General features: G+C 62.0%; 23 protein-coding genes. 8 read left to right on the top strand and 15 right to left on the bottom strand.

Annotated features, from left to right (window positions below):
- Nucleotides 1-77 precede the first annotated feature (77 nt).
- The 4 genes from FJY68_03735 (at nt 78) to FJY68_03720 (ending at nt 3,581) form a co-directional block, all read left to right on the top strand.
- Complete coding sequence (locus FJY68_03735; protein ID MBM3330947.1) at nt 78-1,010, top strand: diacylglycerol kinase family lipid kinase; 933 nt, start codon at nt 78-80, stop codon at nt 1,008-1,010.
- Nucleotides 1,011-1,129: 119 nt separating this feature from the next.
- Nucleotides 1,130-2,854 carry a PQQ-like beta-propeller repeat protein gene (locus tag FJY68_03730; GenBank protein MBM3330946.1) on the top strand — a complete coding sequence of 575 codons (1,725 nt, stop codon included), beginning with the start codon at nt 1,130-1,132 and terminating at the stop codon, nt 2,852-2,854.
- 5 nt (nt 2,855-2,859) lie between these two features.
- On the top strand, nt 2,860-3,219 hold the full coding sequence (locus tag FJY68_03725) for a hypothetical protein (protein ID MBM3330945.1): 360 nt from the start codon (nt 2,860-2,862) through the stop codon (nt 3,217-3,219).
- Nucleotides 3,216-3,581, top strand: coding sequence for a hypothetical protein (locus tag FJY68_03720; protein ID MBM3330944.1), 366 nt, complete (start codon nt 3,216-3,218; stop codon nt 3,579-3,581). The genes FJY68_03725 and FJY68_03720 overlap by 4 nt, the downstream gene beginning before the upstream one ends.
- 137 nt (nt 3,582-3,718) lie before the next feature.
- On the opposite strand, the gene FJY68_03715 is transcribed toward FJY68_03720, so the two are convergent.
- Nucleotides 3,719-4,270, bottom strand: a complete 552-nt coding sequence (locus FJY68_03715; protein ID MBM3330943.1) for a 2'-5' RNA ligase family protein — start codon at nt 4,268-4,270, stop codon at nt 3,719-3,721.
- Between the two features lie 224 nt (nt 4,271-4,494).
- Between FJY68_03715 and FJY68_03710 the strand changes: the two genes are divergently transcribed.
- The 3 genes from FJY68_03710 to FJY68_03700 all read left to right on the top strand — a co-directional run bounded on the left by FJY68_03710 (nt 4,495) and on the right by FJY68_03700 (nt 7,453).
- Nucleotides 4,495-5,283, top strand: a complete 789-nt coding sequence (locus tag FJY68_03710; GenBank protein ID MBM3330942.1) for a hypothetical protein — start codon at nt 4,495-4,497, stop codon at nt 5,281-5,283.
- A 657-nt stretch (nt 5,284-5,940) separates the two neighbouring features.
- The gene (locus FJY68_03705; GenBank protein MBM3330941.1) at nt 5,941-6,585 is read left to right on the top strand and encodes a hypothetical protein; all 645 of its coding nucleotides are present in this window, start codon (nt 5,941-5,943) and stop codon (nt 6,583-6,585) included.
- 82 nt (nt 6,586-6,667) lie between these two features.
- Nucleotides 6,668-7,453 carry a PrsW family intramembrane metalloprotease gene (locus FJY68_03700; protein MBM3330940.1) on the top strand — a complete coding sequence of 262 codons (786 nt, stop codon included), beginning with the start codon at nt 6,668-6,670 and terminating at the stop codon, nt 7,451-7,453.
- On the opposite strand, the gene FJY68_03695 is transcribed toward FJY68_03700, so the two are convergent.
- The 4 genes from FJY68_03695 to FJY68_03680 form a co-directional block, all read right to left on the bottom strand.
- Complete coding sequence (locus tag FJY68_03695; protein ID MBM3330939.1) at nt 7,413-8,054, bottom strand: transaldolase; 642 nt, start codon at nt 8,052-8,054, stop codon at nt 7,413-7,415. The genes FJY68_03700 and FJY68_03695 overlap by 41 nt on opposite strands.
- Nucleotides 8,055-8,066: 12 nt before the next feature.
- On the bottom strand, nt 8,067-8,981 hold the full coding sequence (locus FJY68_03690) for a ribokinase (GenBank protein ID MBM3330938.1): 915 nt from the start codon (nt 8,979-8,981) through the stop codon (nt 8,067-8,069).
- 46 nt (nt 8,982-9,027) lie between these two features.
- Nucleotides 9,028-9,396: a phage holin family protein gene (locus FJY68_03685; GenBank protein ID MBM3330937.1), complete on the bottom strand. Its 369-nt coding sequence runs from the start codon at nt 9,394-9,396 to the stop codon at nt 9,028-9,030.
- A 138-nt stretch (nt 9,397-9,534) separates the two neighbouring features.
- Nucleotides 9,535-10,365 (bottom strand): hypothetical protein, encoded by an 831-nt coding sequence (locus tag FJY68_03680; GenBank protein ID MBM3330936.1) that lies wholly within the window; start codon nt 10,363-10,365, stop codon nt 9,535-9,537.
- Between the two features lie 636 nt (nt 10,366-11,001).
- Here FJY68_03680 and FJY68_03675 point away from each other — a divergent pair.
- Complete coding sequence (locus tag FJY68_03675) at nt 11,002-12,150, top strand: aldo/keto reductase (GenBank protein ID MBM3330935.1); 1,149 nt, start codon at nt 11,002-11,004, stop codon at nt 12,148-12,150.
- Nucleotides 12,151-12,213: 63 nt separating this feature from the next.
- Here the strand turns inward: FJY68_03675 and FJY68_03670 are convergent, their stop codons facing one another.
- The 10 genes from FJY68_03670 to FJY68_03625 all read right to left on the bottom strand — a co-directional run bounded on the left by FJY68_03670 (nt 12,214) and on the right by FJY68_03625 (nt 22,152).
- Entirely contained in the window at nt 12,214-13,080 is an 867-nt protein-coding gene (locus FJY68_03670) for a tetratricopeptide repeat protein (GenBank protein ID MBM3330934.1), read from the bottom strand.
- Nucleotides 12,990-14,759, bottom strand: a complete 1,770-nt coding sequence (locus FJY68_03665) for a protein BatD (protein ID MBM3330933.1) — start codon at nt 14,757-14,759, stop codon at nt 12,990-12,992. Before FJY68_03665 ends, FJY68_03670 begins: the two co-directional genes overlap by 91 nt.
- Entirely contained in the window at nt 14,753-15,412 is a 660-nt protein-coding gene (locus tag FJY68_03660; GenBank protein ID MBM3330932.1) for a tetratricopeptide repeat protein, read from the bottom strand. The genes FJY68_03665 and FJY68_03660 overlap by 7 nt, the downstream gene beginning before the upstream one ends.
- Complete coding sequence (locus tag FJY68_03655; protein ID MBM3330931.1) at nt 15,378-16,454, bottom strand: VWA domain-containing protein; 1,077 nt, start codon at nt 16,452-16,454, stop codon at nt 15,378-15,380. The genes FJY68_03660 and FJY68_03655 overlap by 35 nt, the downstream gene beginning before the upstream one ends.
- The gene (locus FJY68_03650) at nt 16,451-17,428 is read right to left on the bottom strand and encodes a VWA domain-containing protein (GenBank protein MBM3330930.1); all 978 of its coding nucleotides are present in this window, start codon (nt 17,426-17,428) and stop codon (nt 16,451-16,453) included. The genes FJY68_03655 and FJY68_03650 overlap by 4 nt, the downstream gene beginning before the upstream one ends.
- Nucleotides 17,425-18,537 (bottom strand): hypothetical protein, encoded by a 1,113-nt coding sequence (locus FJY68_03645; protein ID MBM3330929.1) that lies wholly within the window; start codon nt 18,535-18,537, stop codon nt 17,425-17,427. Before FJY68_03645 ends, FJY68_03650 begins: the two co-directional genes overlap by 4 nt.
- Before the next feature lie 11 nt (nt 18,538-18,548).
- Nucleotides 18,549-19,493, bottom strand: a complete 945-nt coding sequence (locus tag FJY68_03640; protein ID MBM3330928.1) for a DUF58 domain-containing protein — start codon at nt 19,491-19,493, stop codon at nt 18,549-18,551.
- Nucleotides 19,490-20,479 carry a MoxR family ATPase gene (locus FJY68_03635; protein ID MBM3330927.1) on the bottom strand — a complete coding sequence of 330 codons (990 nt, stop codon included), beginning with the start codon at nt 20,477-20,479 and terminating at the stop codon, nt 19,490-19,492. The genes FJY68_03640 and FJY68_03635 overlap by 4 nt, the downstream gene beginning before the upstream one ends.
- A gap of 209 nt (nt 20,480-20,688) precedes the next feature.
- A complete protein-coding gene (locus FJY68_03630) occupies nt 20,689-21,234 on the bottom strand; it encodes a hypothetical protein (GenBank protein ID MBM3330926.1) in 546 nt (181 codons plus the stop codon).
- Between the two features lie 90 nt (nt 21,235-21,324).
- Nucleotides 21,325-22,152: a hypothetical protein gene (locus FJY68_03625; GenBank protein ID MBM3330925.1), complete on the bottom strand. Its 828-nt coding sequence runs from the start codon at nt 22,150-22,152 to the stop codon at nt 21,325-21,327.
- Nucleotides 22,153-22,181 lie beyond the last annotated feature (29 nt).

Here is a 22,181-nt window from a genome sequence, read left to right as displayed (position 1 = left end):
CCCAATTCGGACTTCGGATTCGCCGTCCTCGGCCGTGCTCTTCTTGACTTATCGAGGCCTGCTGGCAGGATTGACACGTGGCGCGCATCGTTGCCATCGTCAACCCGGCCGCGGGCCGTGCACCGGGCGAGAAGCTGCGTGCCCGCGCGGCCGAGGAACTGAAACGCCTCTTTCCTGAGATCGCATTCCTGACGACCGCCGAACCCGGTCACGCAATCGAGCTGGCAAGAGAGGCGAGCGACGCGGAGCTCGTCATCGCTGTCGGCGGCGACGGGACCGTGCGCGAAGTCGCCTCCGGTCTGGTGTCCGCCACTGGACCCCTCGATTCCTTGAATCCTCGCCCCCTTCCTGTCTTGGCCGTCGTCCCGGTCGGGTCCGGCAATGACTTCCTCAAGACCTTGGGGATTCCCGCCGACGTAGTCTCGGCCTGCCGAATCGCGAAGGAAGGGAAGGCGCGCCCGGTCGACATGATGCGGGTCGAGATGATGGGCGAAGCCGGGATGCGACAACTCTGCTTCATCAACGCCGCCGGCTTCGGCTTCGATGCGTCAGTTGCGGGAGCGGCGCGCCGGTACAAATTCCTGCGCGGGCTTCCCCTCTACCTGTTCGCCGTGCTCGACGCCATACGAAGCTACGAGTGTCCGGTGGCCCGCATCAAGGCGCAGGACTTCGCCCGCGAGCAGTCGGTGCTTCTCATCGCCGCCGCCAACGGCAGATTCTACGGAGGCGGCATGAAGGTGGCCCCGGAAGCGCTGCCCGACGACGGACTGATCGAGGTCTGCATCGGTGACGGCATGGGACGGTTGTCGATCATGCGGAAGCTTCCCCGGTTCGTCGCCGGCACTCACGTCACGCTGAAGGAAGTGACGATGCTTCGCACGCCGGAACTGGAACTCGAGTTCCGCCAGCCGGTCCCGGTTCAACTCGACGGAGACCTGCTCGAACCACAGCCTTTCAGCCGCTTCCGCCTGACCGCCCTGCCCAGGGCCATCAACATCCGTGTCGCCTGAAGCAGCTTGTCCATGTCTCCGGGCCGGACCGCAGCATTGACAGAGCTGAAATCCAATCTTAGACTACAGACGGCTACGACAGCGCAATCGACGCCACCGGAGCGTCACGGGAGGTAGAATTGAACCGAAGTAGCGCCAGCTCTTTCCTTGTTCCGTCTGCTGTTCTGGTCCTGGTTGCGATGTTTTCGTGCGGCAAGAACCATCCGGCAGACATTCCGACCGTACCGGTCGGCCGAGACTCCTGTTTCACGGACACGACCTACACCTTCACGACAATCGCGACTGACCCCGATGGCGACAGCGTGGCCCTGCGCTTTGACTGGGGCGATTCGACCCTCTCAACCTGGTCGGACCTCGTGGCAGACGGGGAGTCGGTCGCGTTCACTCACGCCTGGTCCGTTCCGGGAACCTTTGGAGTCCGCGCCCAGGCCAGGGACCAGGGACTGAGGACCTCCGACTGGTCCGCCGCACTTTCGGTTCAGGTTATGGTGGACCGGCCGGCCCCTGGCGTGCCGACAAAGCCGGATGGACCGGCCAAGGGTGACCAGGGTATCGAGTACGCTTTCTCTACCGTTGCCTTCCACCCCGAGAGCATGAACGTGGCGATCCGCTTCGCGTGGGGCGATGGCGACACTTCCGACTGGAGCTCGTTCGTCGCCCCGGGCGAGTCGGTGTCGATGAATCACTTCTGGCCCGTCCCTGACACCTACGCGGTAACGGCGCAGGCCAAGGACACGGGCAACGCAACGTCCTCGTGGTCTGAGCCTCACTTCATCAGGATCTGGCCGCCGGACACCATGGGTTTGTGGCGCTACAAGCTGACGGCCGTAGAGGGAGGCTCGTTCTATTCGTCTCCGGCGTTCGGTCCGGACGGCAACATCTACGTCGGCTCGATAGACAGTGCCCTGTACTCGGTCGACACCAGCGGTGCCCTGCGGTGGCGCTACCCGACCGGCAGTTTCATCCGGTCCTCCCCGGCCATCGCGCCCGACGGCACCATCTACATCGGCTCCTACGACGACGTCCTCTACGCCATCAACCCCGACGGCACGTCCAGGTGGAGCTACTCAACCGGCGGCTCCATTCATGCTTCCCCGGCTATCGGCGCCGACGGCACCGTCTATTTCAGTTCGCTGGACCACTGGTTCTACTCCCTCAGCTCAGCCGGAGATCTGGGCTGGAGAACCCTCGCCAACAAGGCTGCCCGTTCCTCTCCAGCCGTTGCCGCTGACAGCACAATCTACGTCGGGTCGGATGACGACAATATCTATGCGGTGAAACCGAATGGCCAGGTCAAATGGGGCCACAAGACCGGAAGCACGGTCCGTTCCTCCCCCTCGTTCGGAGCTGATGGAACCGTCTATTGCGGCTCGGACGACGGCTATCTCTACGCCCTGGAACCAAGCGGCACCCTTAAGTGGCGGTTCCCGACGGGCGGAGCCATCCAGGGCTCGGCAGTAGTCGCAGCGGACGGCACTATCTACTTCGGCTCGGACGACAGCTGCCTCTATGCCCTGAACCCGGATGGTTCGAGCAAGTGGCGCTATCCGACCGGCGGCAGCGTCAGTGCGTCTCCAGCCATCGCGTCTGACGGGACGATCTATTTCGGTTCGGCCGACTACAGCGTCTACGCCTTGAAACCCGATGGTTCGGCCAGGTGGCAGTTCGAGACTGACGGCGCCATCAGGTCGTCGCCGACTATCGGCTCGGATGGAAGGGTCTACTTCACCAGTAGCGACGGCTACCTCTACGCGCTCAAGGGCCGGAGTCCGCTTGCCAACTCGCCCTGGCCCAAGTTCCACCGCGACCTGCGGAACACGGGCCGGGCCGGGACAAGCAGGTAGCACGAGTGAGGCTTCTCGTGTTCGGCGCGGCGGCCTGGCTGCTCCTGTTCGCCGGCCTGAGCTGCCGCCTTCGCGGACCGAGCACACGCATCATGGTATACAACATTTCGCTTTCTCCGGTCGAGATCGATGGTCATCAGATAGAAGTACGCTACAGCCGCGCGGTATACGCTGCCCATGGAATCGTGGATACGTTCGACGTGAAACGGGGCGTGGTGGTCGCCCGGTTGGTCATTACTTCTCTGGTCGCAGCCGGAGACGCGAGCGACTACGATGCGGCCATCAACGTACACGAGGATGTGCCGGGCGTGCTCTACGGCAGGGAGTATAGTCCCTACATCGATGTGGCAATGGTAGCTCCGTGAGGTACTTGCTGGCTGCGGCGCTGGCGTCGCTCGCCATCCTTCCGGCGTCGTGCGACACCAACGCAGCGCCGGACACGGTACCGCCGCAGATAGGCTGGGTCTACCCCCGCGATGGCGATACTGTGGATCCGGGCGTATACACGCTGACCGCCGTCGCTACGGATGACCGGGGGGTGGACTTTGTCGTCTTCTTCGCGGGCCCGGAAATGCTGGGTATGGTCAGGACGACTGAGACAGATACCTACAAGGTCGCTGTCGAGTGCCTTTCCGATACCTCGCGGGTCTACGAACTCCTCGCCTTCGCCTACGACAAGGAACCCAACGGGACATCAGCCAGCATCATCGTCCACGTGCGGCGGTAGATGCCCCGGCGCGGCTTCAGGATAAAGAACGTAGAGCGTCCCTCTCCGGCATGGCACGAGGCCGGTCCGTTTGCAGCTGACCGGCTGCCGTTTCGGAACTCCGTCTTCAGGCCGACAAGCCGGACCGGACCGCTCGGTCAGGTCGCGAACCGGTCGTAGTAGTCGACACGACCGACGCCGAAAGGATACGTGGCGACGAGCCTGTGCTCTTCATCCGACTCGATTCTGAGCAGGGTGACCGCATCCACTACCCCGAGGGAGCGGCCGAGGCGGTTGGCTTCGGCCAGGGCATAGGCACGCTGCCTTGCATCGGTCACGCGACCGAGCCATACTTGCGGCTCGTAGACCGGCGCGTCAGCAAGCAGGGACAGCGGCTCGGAACCAATCATGTCCCGGTGAAGCTGGACGAGTTCGTCGCGACCGTCTTCGACTACGAAGAACAGTGACTCGCCTCGCTCAATGCAGTGGGTAAAAGAGATAGCGAGCGGATGGAGGTTGCGTCGAACCCGGCCGACATGCTCGGAAACGTTCTGCATCTCTTCCAGGGTGATGGGTGTAAATGGCAGGACAAGAGAGACATACGGCCTGACGCGGTAGTACCAGGCCGGAAACTGCTCTCTCAGGTCCTGGATCTGCGCCTCGCTGTCCAGTTTCGGGAAGGCAACGACGCAATACTGGGCCGCCTTCACGACCCAATTCTAGCGATTTCATGCAGTTTTGGCAATAGCGGAATCCACGAGCGACCGGGTTGGCAAATGGAATCACACCGGTCATGTATGCGGCTCATCGGCTGCCGGTTGCGTCCTTGCGGCCTGCGACGAGGAACAAGGCCGGGCTGCACAGCCGCCGCCTTCGGCGCAGCCGGGCCCTTCCGCATTGACAGCCGAGACCATTCTCGCATAATGACTTGCGGATGAGAGACTTCTTCCATTGCCTGCTCGCTTCTCTGGCAGTTGTCGGGTGCGCGTCACGCCCCGTGATCCCGCCGCAGGTGAAGGTCGCGCCGGTCGGACGGCTGGTCGTCGCCCAGGACGGCGGCACCGGCTTCCTGACGATTTCCTCGGCCCTCGACTCGGCCCAGGACGGCGACACCGTATTCGTGATGCCGGGGGAGTATCGTGAAGTCGTGAAGTTCCCGGGACGGCGAAGCATCACGCTGCTCGGAGCAGACCCGCTGACAACCATCGTTGATGCCGTGGACGGGTACGCCGGGATCGAACTCCGCACCGACAGCAACCGGGTTTCCAGACTGACGATACGTGGTGCGGATTCCCACGGGATATGGGTCCGAGACGGACGGCAGTTCATCGACCACTGTCTCATCGTCGGAAATGGTGACCGGGGCATCTACCTGAGCTCATTTGCCGGATATGCCTACGCGAGGATCACGCACTGCACGGTTGTCGACAACGGCGAAGTTGGAATCCATGCTGCCCGGGACGACTCAAGCACGGTGATTGCCGACTGCATCATCGCGTTCAACAAGCGCGGCATCGTGACGGACCAGCCCGAAGGCGAACTCGTAGTACGACGGAACTGCCTCTTCGGTAACGAGGTCAACTTTGATCGGGTCGCAGAGGACAGTAGCAGTGTCCTGCAAGATCCGCGGTTCAAAGACCGGGAGAATGGGGACTTCCGCCTCGGAAAAGACTCGCCCTGCATCGGCTCTGGAGAGGGAGGAAGGAACCTAGGGACGTTCTAAATATCATATTTTCAATGTATTATGGCGTTGTGCACCATGCGCTCGTGGTTCCGGCACGGCAGGAGACAGGGGCGAAAGGGGGTCTGAGCTGCTAAACCACATTCTTTCAATTACCTAGGCCGGGAGCCGGGGTAGGCGGTTCTGCGCCTGCGCTTGCTCAGTAGCGCAAGTCCTTCACATTCAAAGAGTAAAGTCAGCGCCTGCCTTGCTTGACAAAACCAGATGGGGGTTCTATCCTGATTTGGCAGTGTGTTTCGCCAGCAATGGAGGACACCCTGCCAGCAGCCAGAAGACTTGAACTGGCCGACAGATGGATCCCGACCGGTTCGACAACATGGCATTTGCGCGGCATATACGAGGAACCATCGACCTCCTTTGGAAGCGCCCCGGCCTTCGCGGCCGGGGCGCTGGTCATTAGCGCATCCCGGTCGATCCAGCGAAGCTCGACAGCACACAGCTCTGCCGGGACTACCCTGAACTAGGCAGCACGGCGGCGATACCGGCCGGCAATGTCGGCCTCATCGAACTCCCCTCGGCACGGACCAACACAGCAGGGGGTCCGACTCGGCTGAACCCTGCGTGCCATCCACAGGATACTCTGTGGCGCCGGCAACCCGCGTGGCTTGACCGGTGCTCCCGACCTCGTATACTCAGTCCATGAAGGGCATCAGACTGGAACCGGCTCGCGGCCTGCTCGATAACTTCACCCACACGGAGCTAGCGCGCATGGTCAAGCGCAGCCGGCTCGAGATAGCCCTGCCCCGCAGCCGGGCCGCCCTGGCCAACCTGATCACCAAGCACCTGGACCTCGATGAGATCCTGGAAGGGCTGCGCCACCTCTTTCCCGCCCGGCGCTCCGCACGGAGTCAGACCCCGCGTGCGGTTCGACTCCATGAGCTTGCTCCGCTTCACGGCAGTGCAACTGTCCAGGCCTATTCCCGTTCCCGGCCGCAACTCGGCCGCGTCCTGCTCGGCCGCAGCCAGGACTGCATCGCCCTCAGCTTCAACAGCGCCCCGCTCTTTCTCGAGAACCGGTGGCCGATAATCGTTCGGGAAGACGGGCCTGTGCCGCGATCGCGGCTCTATGCTGCTTTCGTTCGCCCCGGTCGCGTTCACCCATCGGCCGAGGCAGTTCCGCCCAGAACGAAGCCCTATCTTCTCGACGAAGGCGAGTACCAGTTGCGCAACGGCCGTCTCCGGTTTGAACTTGCCCAAGCCGGGCCGATATCGTTCCAGATGACGCTACTACGCGAGCGCCCCCCGGCTGGTCGGTCCGAGTACCTGTTCGAACCCATCGTCTAGCCATTCCCGACTCCCGACCGCCAGTCTACCACGTTCGCGCGGGCGATCCGTCATGTGAGCTTCGAACCTCGGGCTCTGGCCTGTGATCGGTCTCCTCGTCATCGCCGTCGCACCGGCCTTCGCGCTGTTCCTCTTCTTCTACCTGCGCGACAAGTACCGAAAAGAACCCATCGGTGTCATGCTTGTGACTTTCGGGCTCGGCGCCGCCTCGCTTCTACCCGCCGTGGTCACCTCGCTGGCGCTCCAGAAGCTGACCGGCTGGCGCTCCAGCACGCCCAGCCTGCTGCAGGCTTTTCTTGGCGCGATGTTGATTGTCGGCCTGGTCGAGGAGGGCGCGAAGTTCCTCGTCGTCCGGTTCTACGCCTACCATCGACCGGAATTCGACGAGCCCTATGACGGAATCATGTACTCGGTGATGGCCGCACTGGGTTTCGCGACGGTGGAGAACCTTCTCTACGTCTTCTCAAAGGGCGCCGGAACCGGCGTGATGCGCGCGCTGCTGGCCATGCCCAGCCACGCGTTCGATGGCGTGCTTATGGGCTATTTCCTCGGGGAAGCCAAGTTCGCCCGTAACGACCGAATGGGCAACTGGCTGTCTGCGCTTGGCTTCGGCCTGGCAGTCGCGGCCCACGGGCTATACGACTTCATCGTCTTCTCGCTGGACAAGGCACCGCTTATGGCCCTGAGCCTGATTACCATGGCGGTGCTCTTCTGGGTCATCTTCTTCAAGGCCACGCGAAAGCTGTCGGAGAGGTCGCCCTACAAGCACCCTCAACTGGCCGCGCTTCACCGCAGCGCGGATACGGCCGCGGCCGGCGACGCCGAATCTAGCAGCCCGTCTTCGCCGACCGACCGAATTCCTCGATAGCCGCTTCCGAGAGCGGGTGATTGCCCAGACTCAGCAGGATATCCAGTGGCAGTGTCAGGTGGTTCGCGCCCGCAAGTACTGCCTGCGTGGCCTCCTCGGCCGACTTTATACTGGCGGCCAGTATCTCGACAACCCTGCCGGATGCCTTCACGACGGACGCCATCTCAGCTACCAGCCGGCATCCGTCGCCGAGCAGCCGCGTCGCGCGGTTCACGTACGGAATCACATAACGAGCACCCGCATCGCAGGCCACGATTGTCTGGTGACCACTATAGACAGCAGTCGCGGCGCACGGAATCTCCATTGAGAGTCTCGCCATGAGGGTCATGTTCTCGGTCGTCGCGGGTATCTTGAGAACCACCTTCTCCGGATTGACCAGATAGAACTCGCGTCCCTCGCGTTCCCGTTCGGCGGGCGTCTTCGTGGTGATCTGGTAGAACACGGGCCCGGGAGAAATCGCACATATCTCACGGATGATGTCCTTCGGCTGCCCATTCGCCTTCGCGATGATGGTCGGGTTCGTCGTCACACCGGCTAGAAACCCAAGCTCCACAGCCTTCTGCACTTCCTCAATCCGCGCACTATCCAGGAATAGTCCCATTTCGCACTCCTCTCACTCTTGGGCCAGAAGAAGCTCAACTGCGCTCCGCCTTGGCATGGATGGTTCGGCGCCCATGACCGTGCAGGCAAGTGCGCCGCAGGCGTTGGCGAACCGAACGGATTCTTCAAGGCTTGCGCCCTCGGCGATCCGTACGGACAGACCGGCCCGGAAAGCATCGCCCGCACCGGTAGTATCGACCACTTGCACCTTGTGCGCCGGGAACCGGTCCAGCGCGGCGCGGTCAACCGCCATCGCGCCCTGCTCGCCGAGAGATATGACCACGCCCCGCCGGGTCTCCGGCAGCAGGACTGCTGCGGCTTCCTCCGGCGTCATCCTGCCGGTCAGCATGTGAGCTTCTATCTCGTTCGGTACGATGTAGTCTGTCGGCGCGGCAAACCGCTCGAAGCCGTGCTCGACCGGCGCCGGGTCCAGCATCACCAGCGTCCTGTGCTCGCTCGCGATCTCAGCGGCACGCCGCGACACGGCCAGTGGTATCTCGAACTGAAGCATTAGAATGTCGGCCGAAGCTATCTGCTCCTCTACGGCGAGCACATCCTCCGGTCTCACCCGCATGTTCGCCCGCGGCGCGGCGATGATACTGTTCTGACCGTGCTCATCCACAACCGGCGTGGCAATTGCGGTTCCTACCTCAGCGTCGCGGGTCACGCCAACAGAGCAGATCCCTTCCTGCTCCAGCTTGGCCACAAACATGTCGCCGAACTGGTCGCTGCCAACCCGCCCAACAATGCAGACATCAGCACCCAGCCGCCTGGCTGCCACGGCCTGGTTGAATCCCTTGCCGCCAAGGAACATGCCGAAGCCGTCGGCCAGCATCGTTTCTCCCGGACCGGGCCGGTGCCTAACCATGAACATGAGGTCCATCACGAAGCTGCCGACAACACACACGCAAGGACGGCTGCCTTTCATGCTGGAGAGAGAATACCGCGGGTCAGACAACCATCAACCGGATAAGCTACTTCTCCTTGTCCCTGAACAACGCCGACATGATGATTGTGGAGAGGCTGACGATGAGCGCGCCCAGGAACGCAGCCCAGAACCCGCGAACGTAGAAGCCGACGTGAAACCAGTGGACGGCGATGGACGACGAAAGCCACAGGGTAAGAGCGTTGATGACCAGCGTGAACAGACCGAGCGTCAGGATGATCAGCCCGCAGGATAGCAGCTTCAGGATCGGCCGGACGAGCGCATTGACCAGGCCTAGAATCACGGCCATCAGCGCATAGACCCACCAGGCGTTGGCAGCAACCTCGATTCCCGGTACGATCCAGGCCGCGAGGAAGAGGGCCAGCGCTGCAGTCACCCAGCGGACGAGCAATCTCACATTACCTCCCTTGCGTATACATCAAGTCAGCCCAGCCGCGCTAACGACTGGGCTGACGCGAGGCTCATGGCCTCAAGATGCTACTAGTATGCCGGCAACCGGCAGACCGCTTGCGACGGAAGGGCCTGCCCGGTCCGGCTAGAAGCCGCGAACGCGGGCTCGGAACAACCGGGCCTCTTCCGCATCGGTGGCCAGAACATCGGCGAACCGCTCGGCCTTGGCGCGACGCAGACAGTGATTGGCGTTGCTGATGATCAGCCGACCTGCAAGCGCCCAGTCACGCATCAATGCCCGGTCCTTCCTGATCTCAACGTACATGCTGTCTTCGCTCAGCGGTTTCAGCGTATCAGCGTTGAGCGCGAAGGCGATCAGCACCTGCGGTTCCGATCTCAGCATTATCCGAATCCCGGGAGGCGTGTTGAGCTGCTTCTCGATGATGTCCACGCCGGTGACGTTGCGGGGATCGAGAGCCTGCTCGAGGTCCATCTCCGTCTCGAATCCGAGGCGGGCAGCGATGACACCGATGCCGACGTTCTGCACGTCGGTGCTTGACTCGCTGGGCTTGGACGACGCCATCCGCATGCGGAAAGTCGAAGTCTCCTGCGCCAGCACCATCTCGCGGAAAGCACACCAGGTCATAATCGCGGCAAGTCCGTTGCCGCGCAGCTGCTCGCGCACTCCTATGTCAGAGAGGATGACGCCCTTGCCGGGTGGGTTGCGCTCGATGGAAATCTCCCCGACGCGCCCCTTTCCTTCAGTCAGGACGAGCTCTGCCGTGGTACGCTGGATCTCGGTGGTGAGACCGAATTCCCGGCCTGCCAACGCGCCGTCAACCAGTTTGATTGTGTCGTGATCAAGCCAGCGGAAACGCGGACCGATACGCCGGGGCCTCCAGATGGTCGTCGTCGTTTCACCCGGCCGTGTCTGAGTATCGGCCAAACCGATGTCGGTCGATCTATTTGTTGCCATGGCTCAGCCCTCAGTTGCCAAGCCGCGGCGCAAAGAATTGGTCACACCCATCCCCAATCTGCGCCCCGCGGGCGCGCATGTCAAGTCTAAAGAGCATCCGCTCCAACCGGGAAGCCCATGAAGCCCCCCGGCGAAGCACTAACCCGCGTACCACCCGATACGCGAGCCGAACTGCCATAATTCTAGATGACACTTGGCCGTTGTCAATAGCTGCCTTATGGGATGCAACACACCTTCAGCCTTCCGCTGCTGCGACAAACGCGCGGCGGTCGGAGCCTTGGATGAGACTCAGGAGGAGGCGACCTCGCTCAATGGACCCGGAGTCCATTGGTAGCTTGTAGCCCATGTTGGATACACAACCCGAACCGGCGAGGTACCGCTCACCTCTGCATGCCTCCCTCGTCCGGAGACCTTCTCGCCAATGAACCAGATCGCCATGCCGTATCGCCTTGCGCGTGGACCGCGGCTGAGAGTGACCGCAGCATGAGGGTCAGCCTGAAGCAACTTCGGCCAACGGCCCTGCCGTACGTTCACATACGATTGGAGACACGTCCCTTCTGGGCGAGGATCAAGCTGGCGCGGGGGCGACGGGCGAAGTTTGAAGGAACCGGACCTGGTTGGTAGAATCCCTTCCCCATGAAGTACCGTTCTCTTGGTGCAAGCGGCATCAAAGTGCCGGCCCTCGGTTATGGCTGCATGCGCCTGCCAATGCTGTCAGGCCGCAAGAACTCGAAGCGGCGCTGCGCTGTGGACATCCCTGAAGCTGTCCGGATGATGCACTACGCCTACGAACACGGCGTGAGCTACTTCGACTCGGCGTACGGCTACCACATGGGATGGAGCGAGTCGGTGCTTGGCAAGGCGCTGGCCGGTCTCCCACGCGACAAGGTGATGGTCACCACCAAGCTACCGGTCTGGCTGGCCAAGAGGCCCGCGGACTTCAGGCGGCTTCTATCCACGCAACTGCGCCGGCTGCGCACCGACTACCTGGACTTCTACTTCCTTCACGCGCTCAACGCCAAGTCGTTCGAGCGGGTGCGGCAGCTTGGCGTACTCGACTTCATCGACAAAGCAGTGCGCGAGGGCCGCATCCGACGCGCCGGGTTCTCTTTCCACGACGGCCCGACGGCGTTCAAGCCGATAGTCGACGCCTACGATTGGACCACCTGTCAGATACAGTACAATGTCGTTGATACCCATCACCAGGCAGGTCTGACCGGCCTGCGCTACGCCGCGAAGAGAGGACTTGGTGTCATCGCCATGGAGCCGCTGCGCGGCGGAGATCTAGCCGGTCGCATCGCCCCGAGCATAAAAGCCCTCTGGGACTCCTCACCCATCAAACGCACGTCGGCCGAATGGGCGCTGCGCTGGCTCTGGCACCAGCCCGAGGTCTCAATTGTGCTCTCCGGCATGAGCACGATGGAGCAGGTGAAGGACAACATCCGTTACGCGAGCCGGAGCGGCATCGGCCTGCTTTCAGAGGACGAGCTCGCGTTGGTGAAGCAGGTGCAGCGCGCATATCGGAAGCTGCGCGGCATCCCCTGCACGGCCTGCGGATACTGCATGCCCTGTCCGTCGGGCGTGGCCATCCCGCGCAACTTCTCGCTCTACAATGACTGGTGCATGTTCCCAGGTTCAGACCAGGCTCGGCTCGAGTATCGGACTTGGATGGATGCCGCCAACCGCGCCTCCGCCTGCAAGCAATGCGGGCAGTGCGTCGCCAAATGCCCGCAGCAGCTCGCAATCCCCGAGCTGCTCAAGAAAGCCCACTCGGCTCTGTCCTGAATCAGGAGCCGACGGCTCCGCTCCTTGCTTCAGCTGTCGACTGGAGTCCAGAATTCGGGCGCGCTAGCGGGCGAAGACCAGTTCGACCGAGGCGGATTCAACCCATCCGCCGTCACCGCCCGGAATCTGGATGAGGACATACCCGGGTCGCCGCTCGCGCAGCATCACCTCGAGCCCGTCGTGGACAACGGCGATCTCCTTGTATTCCGGACCCGGGCCGCTGCGCAGGGTGAGCTCTGGCTGGACCACGACCGCGTGCGCCGGGTTCGTAACCGCGCCCCAGCTTGTGGCGGAGATGAAGCAGTAGAGAAAGAGGACGCTGAGCCCGATAGCAGTCCAGCCGAACAGGCGCTGGCCGCGAATCAAGAGCAGGGCGAGCGCAGCAAGGGCAAGGAAGAAGAAGAGGCCGGACAGTACGCGTGCAGTCGCCGCGTCGAGCAGGCGTAGAAGGCCGGTCAGCATCCGCAAGAGCGGATTCTCGAGGGTCAAGGACTTGTCGGGCCGGTACTGACGGGCAAAGGCGAGGTTGTGACTGATGTCCTTGTCGTGCGGTTTGAGCACATACGCACGGTTGTAGTCGGCGATGGCCCGCCCGACTTCTCCGAGTTTGAACCTGGCGTTACCCCGATTGTAGAACAGCTCCGCGCTAGACACTCCCGCTGCCGCGCTGTCGTACAACGTGACGGCGACGGCATAGTCACCGGATTCATAGGCCTGATTTCCGCGGCTGAAAAGGTCAGCCGGGGAAGCGACTGCACCCTGCAAGATGCAGGACGCAAGGGCAAGAATACCCAGGCACCTGGCCACTGGACTACTTGGCCACTTGACCACTTTCCTTCTCAAAGCTTCTCCAGCACTATCCGCGCCTTCTCCAGCGTCTCCTGCGGCGAGCACCGAGTCATTCCCGGTGAGAACCGGGCTGCGTCGCAGGAGGCAATCAAGTCAAGCAAGCTTGCGACGGTTGCCGGGTCCACGTTCCGGCGGGCGAGTTCCGCTTGGAGCTGGTCACCGGTCATCCCGGTGGACTCCATGTTGTAGCGGTCACCGACGTAGCGCACGACTGCCCGGTTGAGCGCGGTATGGAATTCGCGTTCGTTCCCCTGCGCGAGCAGCTTCGTGGCCTCGGCCAGACCCTTCTTGACCAGCCGGCTGGAGCGGCTGCGTCGCGCATAGCCGCGATCCTGTTCGAGCCTGCGGCGGTGACGGCCCATCCAGACGCCAGTCCCGAGAACGATAAGGCCTGCCGGGTAGAAGAACCATCCTAGCAAGCTCAGGGAAGGCGACGACTGTCTGTAGGACGATTTGATATGGAGGATGTCAGCACCCAGCGTCTTGACGCCAGACTCGCTTTCCGGCAAAGGCGTCTTGCCGGTCGCGCCGCTCGCCACGAACTCAAGGCGCGGGGTTGTCTGCGTATAGTAGGCGCCGACCTTCGGGTCGAAGAAACCCGTCGTGATTTCGGGAATCACGAACTTCCCGTCCGCGGTCGGAATCAGCGGGTAGCTGAACGTACGTTCTCCTGCGACCCGGCCGTCGGCAGTGCGCGTGGTCTGCTTTGTTTCCGGGCTGAGTACCTTGACACCTGAAATCGGCGTGAGCTTCGGCTCGCCCACGAGACCGATGTTGCCGGTGCCGACGACCTTGACCGTCAGGGTGAGCGGCTCGCCGCCAACCGAGCTGTCTCCGCTGAGAGCGGCCGTGACCTCAAAATCGCCGACGCCGCCGCCGAAGTCCTGCGGCTTGCCGGCTTCGGGCAGGGGTTTGACGCTTATGGTGATTGGGTCCGACGACGCCTCAAAAGGCTCAGCCGAATCGAAGAAGAATCCGCCGCCTACTATGATCTGTCCGGAAACCGTCATCTTGTGGATCTTCACCTCGCCTGACTGCGTAGGAAAGAGTGCGACCTGCTTCACGGTCGCGGCGCTGTACCTCTGCCCACCGTAGGTCGCATTGCGCCAATTCAATTCCTTGGCATCGAAGAGCTTCTCGGCCCAGCAGCCGGTGAAGCCGGGCATGGCTTTGATGCCGAGATCGGCAACCTGGGCCTGGGTGTACAGCACAAAGGCGACCGTCACCTGCTCGCCCTGATACACAGACGTCCTGTCGGCCGACGCGGTGAGAAGCACGCTGCCCCGACCTGAACTTCGGGTCTGGGGACGAGCGGGAAGACCAAACGGGGACTGCTGTTGCTGCTGCCGGTTTGGGAGCGGAGACTGGCTCTCTTTGGTAACTGCTATGGCGATGGGTTGAGTCTCGTAGACAGTGCCCTTGAAGGAGAGTTTGAAGGGCGGGACAGTCAGGTTGCCGATACGCTTCGGAGAAAGAAAGTAGATGAAGCTGATGGTGTTCTGCTGGGTCATCCGGCCGTTGATGAACGAGATGCTCGTGGATTGGGACGAGGTGCTGCCTAGGACATCAAACTCATCCATCGACGGTACCTGCGGCCGGGGCGCACCGCCGATGTTCGTACCCTCGACCGTGACCGTGAGCTGAAACTGCTCACCCAGGCCGACTGTGGTTCGGTCGACGTCTGCCGAGAGGCTCAACTCAGCCGCGCTGAGAAGCGGCACGCAGAAGACCAATAGCACCAGCAGGCGTCGGGTCACCAGTCTTGCTCCACCTGTCTCTTCCCGCCGGCCTGGCGCTGTTTCTTCTGCTCTTCCTTCTCTTTGTCCTCGACCGCCTGGACGATACGCTCGGCTTGGCTCTTGTCCATGCCCTGCTGAGGTTGGGGCTGTTGTTGCTGTCGTTGCTGTTGTTGCTGCTGTTGCTGCTGGTTCTGCTTCGAGCTATCCGGCTGACTCTGCTGTTCCTGCTTCTTCTTCAGGCAGAACTCGAGGTTCTGCTTAGCCTGCTTGTCATTTGGGTTGATGACGAGCGCGCCGGCAAACGCCTTGATTGCGGGATCGAGTTGGCCTGCTTTGAAAGCCACGTTGCCGATATTATACATCGCGTTGGCCCGACGTGCTGGTTTCTTGTCGATCATCACCAGCTCCAACTCGCGCGCCGCCTCCTCGTAGCGGCCGAGCCGGAACAGCGCATTGCCGAGGTTGAAGTGAATCGCGGTTGCGTCCGGTTCGAGCACCTCCGCCATCTGGTACCGAGAAAGCGCCTCATCGTACTTTCCGCGAGCGTACAGCCCGTTTCCCTGCCGCATCAGGCCGCCGACATCAGCCGCATGCGCGGCAAGTGCCAAGGACAATGTGCCGACGACAAGGAGCCGAGGCCTATGCTGCTTCATTTTGCATCTCGAGTTCTGCATTCTGACTTCTGGCTTCTGACTTCTGCCTTCGTCTGACTATGAACCAAGCTCCTTTGCGGTTGCTCATCCCCAATCCGGCCAGGAAGAGCGCCAGCGCGACGACGAGGAACAACTGGTACCGCTCAACGTAATCGGTGTACTGGCCGCTGCCGATGTCCTTCTTGCGCATCCTGTCCAGTTCGCCCAGCAGGCGCTCGCCGGAGAATCCCTCGACCCGCATGAACCTGCCGCCGGTCGCCTGCGCCATCACAATCAGCTCGCGCTCGTCCATCCGGGACATCACCACCTGCCCGTCTTTGTCCTTCTTGTAGGAACTCAGGTTACCCTGCGCGTCGTAATCAGGTATCGGTGAACCCTCGGTGGTGGCAAAGGCAACCGGGAAAACGCGCACGTGCGCGTCAGCCGCGCGCTGAATTGCCTGCGCCGTGCTCCTACTCAGGTCCTCTCCGTCAGTCACCAGCACCAGCGCCTTGTAGTTCATTTCCTTGGGGCTGAAGAGCGAAAGCGCTACGTCAATCGCCTTGCTGAAGTCAGTCCCGGGTACCGGCATCATGTCCGGGCCGATGATGTCGAGAAAGAGCTTGGCCGCGTCCGCGTCGGCGGTCAGCGGGCACATCACGTAGGCTTCGCCGGCGAAGGCAACGATGCCGATCGCATTGCCGGCCAGGCCGTCAAGCAGGGAGGCGAGTTCGGTCTTGGCCCGGACGAGTCGCGAGGGTTTCACGTCCTCGGCCAGCATCGACTTCGAGGCGTCCAGGGCAATGACAACGTCGATCCCCTTTCCCTTGTACATCTGGAGCTTCTCACCCCATTTGGGCCGGGCCGCGGCCAGCAGCAGGAACGCGAGCGCGCCAAGCAGGAGCAGCCCTTTTAGCGTGGTCAGGCCCGCGGAGAGGGAAGGCGTAAGCCGGTCTATCAGTTCCGGGTCAATCGCCCGTGATAGGGCGCGCCGTCGGTTCAGTCCGCGGAACATCATCAACGCCAGCCCGACTGGTACGACGAGCAGCAACCATAGGTAGATCGGCTCTGCCCACTTGATCATGGCAATCTCCTGAACAAGGTGGTTGCCAGCGCCGCGCCGGCCCCCATCGCGATCACCGACAGCAACAACCAGAGCCCGGCCAGCTCGTTGTAGACGGTGTACTGCTTGACCTTGAACGTGGTCGGCTCCATCCGGTCAATCTCATCGTAGATCTGCCCGAGCGCCTGCGCGTCGGTCGCGAGGAAGCTCTTGCCGCCGGTCATGTCCGCGATCTTCTGCAGGGTCTCGGTGTCAAGGTCTATTTGCACCTGCACGTAGCGGCGGCCGAACATCCGGTCGTTCACCGGGTAGGGCACCAGCCCTTTGCTGCCTACGCCGATGGTGTAGACCTTGATGCCGAAGCTCGCCGCGGTCTGGGCAGCGGTTATCGGGTCGATGTCGCCGGTGTTGTTCACGCCGTCGGTGAGCAGGACGATGACGCGGTCCTTTGCTTTTGAGTCTTTGAGTCGGGCGACTGCACTGGCCAGACCGAGGCCGACCGCAGTCCCGTCTTCGAGCATGCCGAAGTCGAGCCGGTCAATGAGGCCGTTGATTATCTGTCGGTCCATCGTCAGCGGACACTGAGTCAGGCTCGCGGCGGAGAAGATCACCAGGCCGATGCGGTCACCCTTCCGCCTGTCGATGAACTCCTTGGCCCGCTCTTTGGCGACGTTCAACCGGTTCTTCGGGGAAAAGTCTTCGGCCTGCATCGAGCCGGAGATATCGAGACACATCATGATGTCGATGCCCCGGGTTTCGACCTCCTGGAATTGACGACCACGCTGGGGCCGCGCCAAGGCAACGATCATGAATGTCATGGCCAGCGCGTACAGGGCATGGACCACTATCCTCCCGTAGCGCCCGCGGGCACTCGCTCCGCGCAGGAATGAAAGGTCGCTGTACACAACCGCGGCCCGGCGCTTCACTATCTGCCACCAGACGTACGCTGGTACCAAGGCCAGCAGGAGAAAGAACCAGGGGTGGGCGAATCTCATAGATGGGTTCCGGGGTTCGGGGGTTCCGGGGTTCCGGCCTGAACCCCTGAACCCCTGGCCGCTTGGACCCCAGTGCCTGCTTCTGGCTTCGGCGTCGTCGCCCTCACGAGTTCCCGCGCGGTGGAAACCACTGCGGCTGCCTCAGCCGCTGGCGGCACGAACTTAGCGTACTTCACCATGTCTGCCCGCCGGAAGAACTCGCCGAAGCCTTCACGCTCCGGGGTCTTTGCGGCCTTCATCGCCCGAGTAATTTCGGTGGTCGTCTGGTCGAGGGCCGGGAATCCGAAACGGCGGGTCAGGTAGCGCTTGAGAACCTCCGATACCGTGTAGTAGTAGCGCTTGAAGTGGCCTGACGCAAGCCAGTCCTCGGCCGGCACACGGTCGAGTGCCGCCAGTGCCTCGTCCCACGGGTCGGGCAGCGGTGCTCCATAGAGCCTTATCCGGCGATAGCGGCGATAGAGCCGCCAGCCGAGATAGCCCAGCCCTGCCGCGGCGAGAATCCCGAGTATGATCCATATTGGCAGGAAGTTCGGAAACTGTATCTGGGGCTTCAAGTCGTTAATGTCCTTCATGTCCTTGGGCATCACGCTTGCGATCTTCACCGGTATCGACTCCGAGGCGGCAGCGCGTATCTCGCCTTCTGCCGGGTAAGGTACGATGAATGGCGGCACCTTCGGTTCGCCGGTTGCGAACGCTGCCATCGTCAGCATGTGGATGTCGACCATCGTGTCGCCGGCATAGCGGGTGATGCTCTTCCGGTCAAGAATCATGAACGGATCGAGGCTCGGAGCGAAAGGCTCTCCGACCTTCGCGCTGCGGTGGTGCCTGACCGTCAGCTCCAGCTTGAACTGATCACCCACGGTTAGGTCCCGCTTGGGCCTTGGCAACAGCTTCGCGCTCACCGACACCGGCCCGCCGGAGACGATACGGTACGCAGGCCCGGTGTCGCGTACGATCGTGTCCGACGCTACCCCTGAGTCAGGGGCGGGCTGCGCAATAATCGTCCCAGGAATTGCCCACAAAGACACCAGGACACCGAGAGCCCAGAACCCGGCCTGGACTCTGTGCCTGTGTGTATCGGTGGTGGAACTCCGATTCCGTCTACGCATTCTGATTTCTTCTACCTGTATCTCCGTGCGCGCTTCTGGAAGAACTGGTGGAGCTTCTTGGAGAAGTCCTCCGCGGTGGAAACCGGGATGTGGTCGACACCGATTTGCCGTAGCAGCCTCTCCGTTGCCTCCTGCCGCGCGGACTGGGATGCCGCAAAACGCTTCCGCAGGACCGGATCGGAAGTGTCCACGGTCGCGAGTTCCCCGGTCTCGGCGTCCTCCATCTCGACGAGGCCCAGTCGAGGCAGCTCCTTCTCCGCCGGGTCGCTCACGGAGACTACGACAAGGTCGTGCTTGCGCGCAACGATACCCAGCGGCTGACGAATCACCTCCGGTCGGTATGAGTCGCCCATGAGGTCGGAGATGAGAAAGATAATCGCCCGGCGTTTCAGGACGTGCATCAGGAACTCGAGCGCCTGCCCCGCGTCCGTGCCGCGGTGCTCCGGTTCGAAGTAGAGGATATCGCGAATCAGCCGGAGCACGTGGACCCGGCCCTTTTTCGGCGGCACGTACTTTTCGATGTGGTCGGTGAAGAATACCAGCCCGACCTTGTCGTTGTTGCGGATGGCGGAGAATGCGAGCGTGGCCGCGACCTGCGCCGCCTGCTCGAGCTTGAACAGCCGCTTGGTGCCGAACCGATCCGAGCCGGATGCGTCCACCAACAGGATAACGACCAGCTCGCGCTCCTCAGCATACTTCTTCACGTAAGGTCGCCCGAACCTCGCCGTCACCTTCCAGTCAATCGTGCGCACGTCATCGCCGGGCAGGTACTCGCGCACGTCGAGGAATTCGATGCCCCGGCCCTTGAACGATGACTTGTAGTCGCCCGAGAACAGGGTGTTGACCAGCCGTCGCGTGCGGATCTCTATCTGCCGAATGCGCGAACGACCAGCACTATCCGGTCGCTTCGTCGTTCGACCGGTAGGGCTTGGTGTTTTCTTCGGGCCCGGACTCACGGAACTTCGACGCCTTCGAGCACGCGCCTCACGACGTCGTCAGTGGTCAGTTCCTCGGCCTCGGCTTCGTAGCTCAGTATCAGACGATGCCGGAGAACGTCCGGCGCCAGTTCCTTGATGTCTTCCGGTATCACGAACCCGCGCCGGCGCAGGAAAGCCATCGCCCGCGCCGCGGTCAACAGGTAGATGGAGGCACGGGGCGAAGCGCCGTACCGTAGCAGCGGCGCCAGGTCAGCCAGGTTGTGTTCCTTGGGCTGCCGGGACGCGAAGACGATGTTCAGGATGTAGTCCTTCAGCTTCTCGTCCACGTAGATGCGCGTACAGAGCGCCCGCGCGCGGATGATCGCGGCCGGTTCGACCACCGGTGACGCGTTCGGCTCGACGCCCGTGGTCATCCGGTCGACGATCTGCTTCTCCTCCTCCTTGCTCGGATAGCCGACCCGCAGTTTGAGCAGGAACCGGTCGGTCTGGGCCTCGGGCAGCGGGTAGGTGCCTTCCAGCTCAATCGGGTTCTGAGTTGCCAGCACCAGGAACAGGTCGGACATCTTGAACGTGTCGTCGCCGATGGTTACCTGCCGTTCCTGCATCGCCTCCAGCAGAGCGCTCTGCACCTTGGGCGGGGCGCGGTTGATTTCGTCGGCCAGGACAAGGTCGGCGAAGACCGGTCCCTTGCGGGCGGCAAACTCACCAGTGCGCTGGTTGTAGATCTGGGTCCCGACGATGTCGGCCGGAAGCAGATCGGGCGTGAACTGAATCCGGTGGAATGTTGTAGCAATCGCGCGCGCCAGAGTCTTCACGGCGTAGGTTTTGGCCAGACCCGGCACACCCTCGATGAGAATGTGCCCGTTGGCCAGCAGTCCGACCATCAGCCGATCAACCAGGTACTTCTGACCGACTATGACCTTCCCAACCTCCCCGGTTATTGCCTGGACGAATAGGCTCTCTCGCTCGATCTCCTCGTGTACTCTCTTTATGTCGTCTTTCAGTTCTTCCATCTACTCGGGTTCCTTTCGGCTTACTTCAGCAACTAGATAGACTTCAGGCCAACCAACTAGGTTGCAGCAGGAAGTCGCCGACGCGATATCTATAAATTATAAGACACCATTCACAACACCCTGCGCAGATCCGTCCGCGACGCGGGAGAGACAAACTCGAGCAGGGAACGGCCACCTTGCTACAATTGTGAGCTGGGCGTTCAGTTTCCGAGTGATCCAAGCGGCTGCAGTTGCTCCTGGAATCTGGTGACGAGTTGCTTGTTCGCTTCCGGCACCTGCGTGCAGGCGGACTTGAAGAACTCGAAGTCCTGCAGACTCCTTCTGCCGCCCGCGGTGGTATCCTGCTTCATTCCCTCAACAAACTCCGGAGACGCTCGGTCAATGACCAGTGCAGCTGTTGCGGCAAACACCTTGTACAAGGTCGGCCTGATCCTTGCCCAACCGCCGAACGGCTTGAGCGACTCGTTGATGCCGGCCACCTTCATACCTTCGACAAGGTCAGTCAGAGTTGACAGTGGGCTTGTGCCTTCTCTCTGAGGCTTGGTTTCCCACTTTCCGGCCTTCAAAGCGCCGCTGAGCGCCGGGAGAGCTTTGACGAATTGCACCAACTCATCCTCGCTCAGCGGACTCAACGCCTCCTTGGGCCACTTGGTGGATGTCATCGGGGACGTTCGCTGGTCACTGTTGCCCGCGCAGAAGGCCCCGGCGAGGACCACGAAGATCGCGACTAGTGTCAGGGTTCTCACGGAATCTGCTCCTTTCGAGTAGCTGCAAAGAATAGGTGGTTGAGTCGGATTGTCAATCCGCAGCGGCCGCGGTGTTGGCCTTACTGGGCTTCAGTTGTGCAGGACAAAGAAGTCGCGACCCCGACGCAGCGGTTCAGCGGTGTTCCGACCGAAGCCGACGATGGCATACTCAACCGGCGATCCCTCGGACTCGGGTGGAGACCAACCCGTGATGATGATGGTGCCCCGCACTCCGCCCGGTGCGGAGAGCCCCACGTACGGACACCGCGCCTCCCTCCGGTCGGCTATTGAATTCAGCTCGGTCTCGGCCAGTTCCTCAGGCAGGTAGAAGAAGTCCTTGCCCTTACGATACTGCTCGCGCGTGTAGGGATTGAACGGAATGCTGGAGAGGTACCCGATGTCGTTCTTGAAGTGCAGCACCATACCCTCTTCGTCTTCCTTCTCCCACGACAGAGCCGATTTCGGGTAGCGCCCATAATTCTCAGCCGCAAAACTCCTCATCGCGTCCTGGTAGGCCAGCATGTTCTGCTTCACCAACGCGACCCGGTGCCGCTCGCGCTGCCAGGCTATCATCGGCAGCAGCATGACGAACGTCAACACCAGTGTACCGAAGGCGCCGGCAACCAGTCCGGTGTAGGCCATCCCCCGTCCGGGCCGGCGCTTCTTCAGCGCGACAGTGGCCAGGATTATTGCCGGTATGCCGGTAACGAAAGTCGTCGGCGTGAGTGACATCAAGCCGAGTATCAGGACCAGAATGCTCAGGGCCCTGGTTCTGCCGTAGGCAGTGGTCTGTCTCTTGTCCAGAGCTTCCTGCTCGTACCTGAAGCGGGTCCTTGGCACTTCCGACATCACCGTCCCGCAAGTGCCACAGACCCGCACTGTGCGGGGATTGCGCGAACCGCAAGCTGGGCACATCATGCTGGGATTCCTGCTTGGACACCATTTAA

This window comes from candidate division WOR-3 bacterium (genome assembly GCA_016867815.1).
In the GTDB taxonomy this organism is placed as follows: domain Bacteria; phylum Hydrothermota; class Tepidihabitantia; order Tepidihabitantales; family Tepidihabitantaceae; genus UBA2258.
This window is presented reverse-complemented; position numbering and strand designations above follow the sequence as displayed.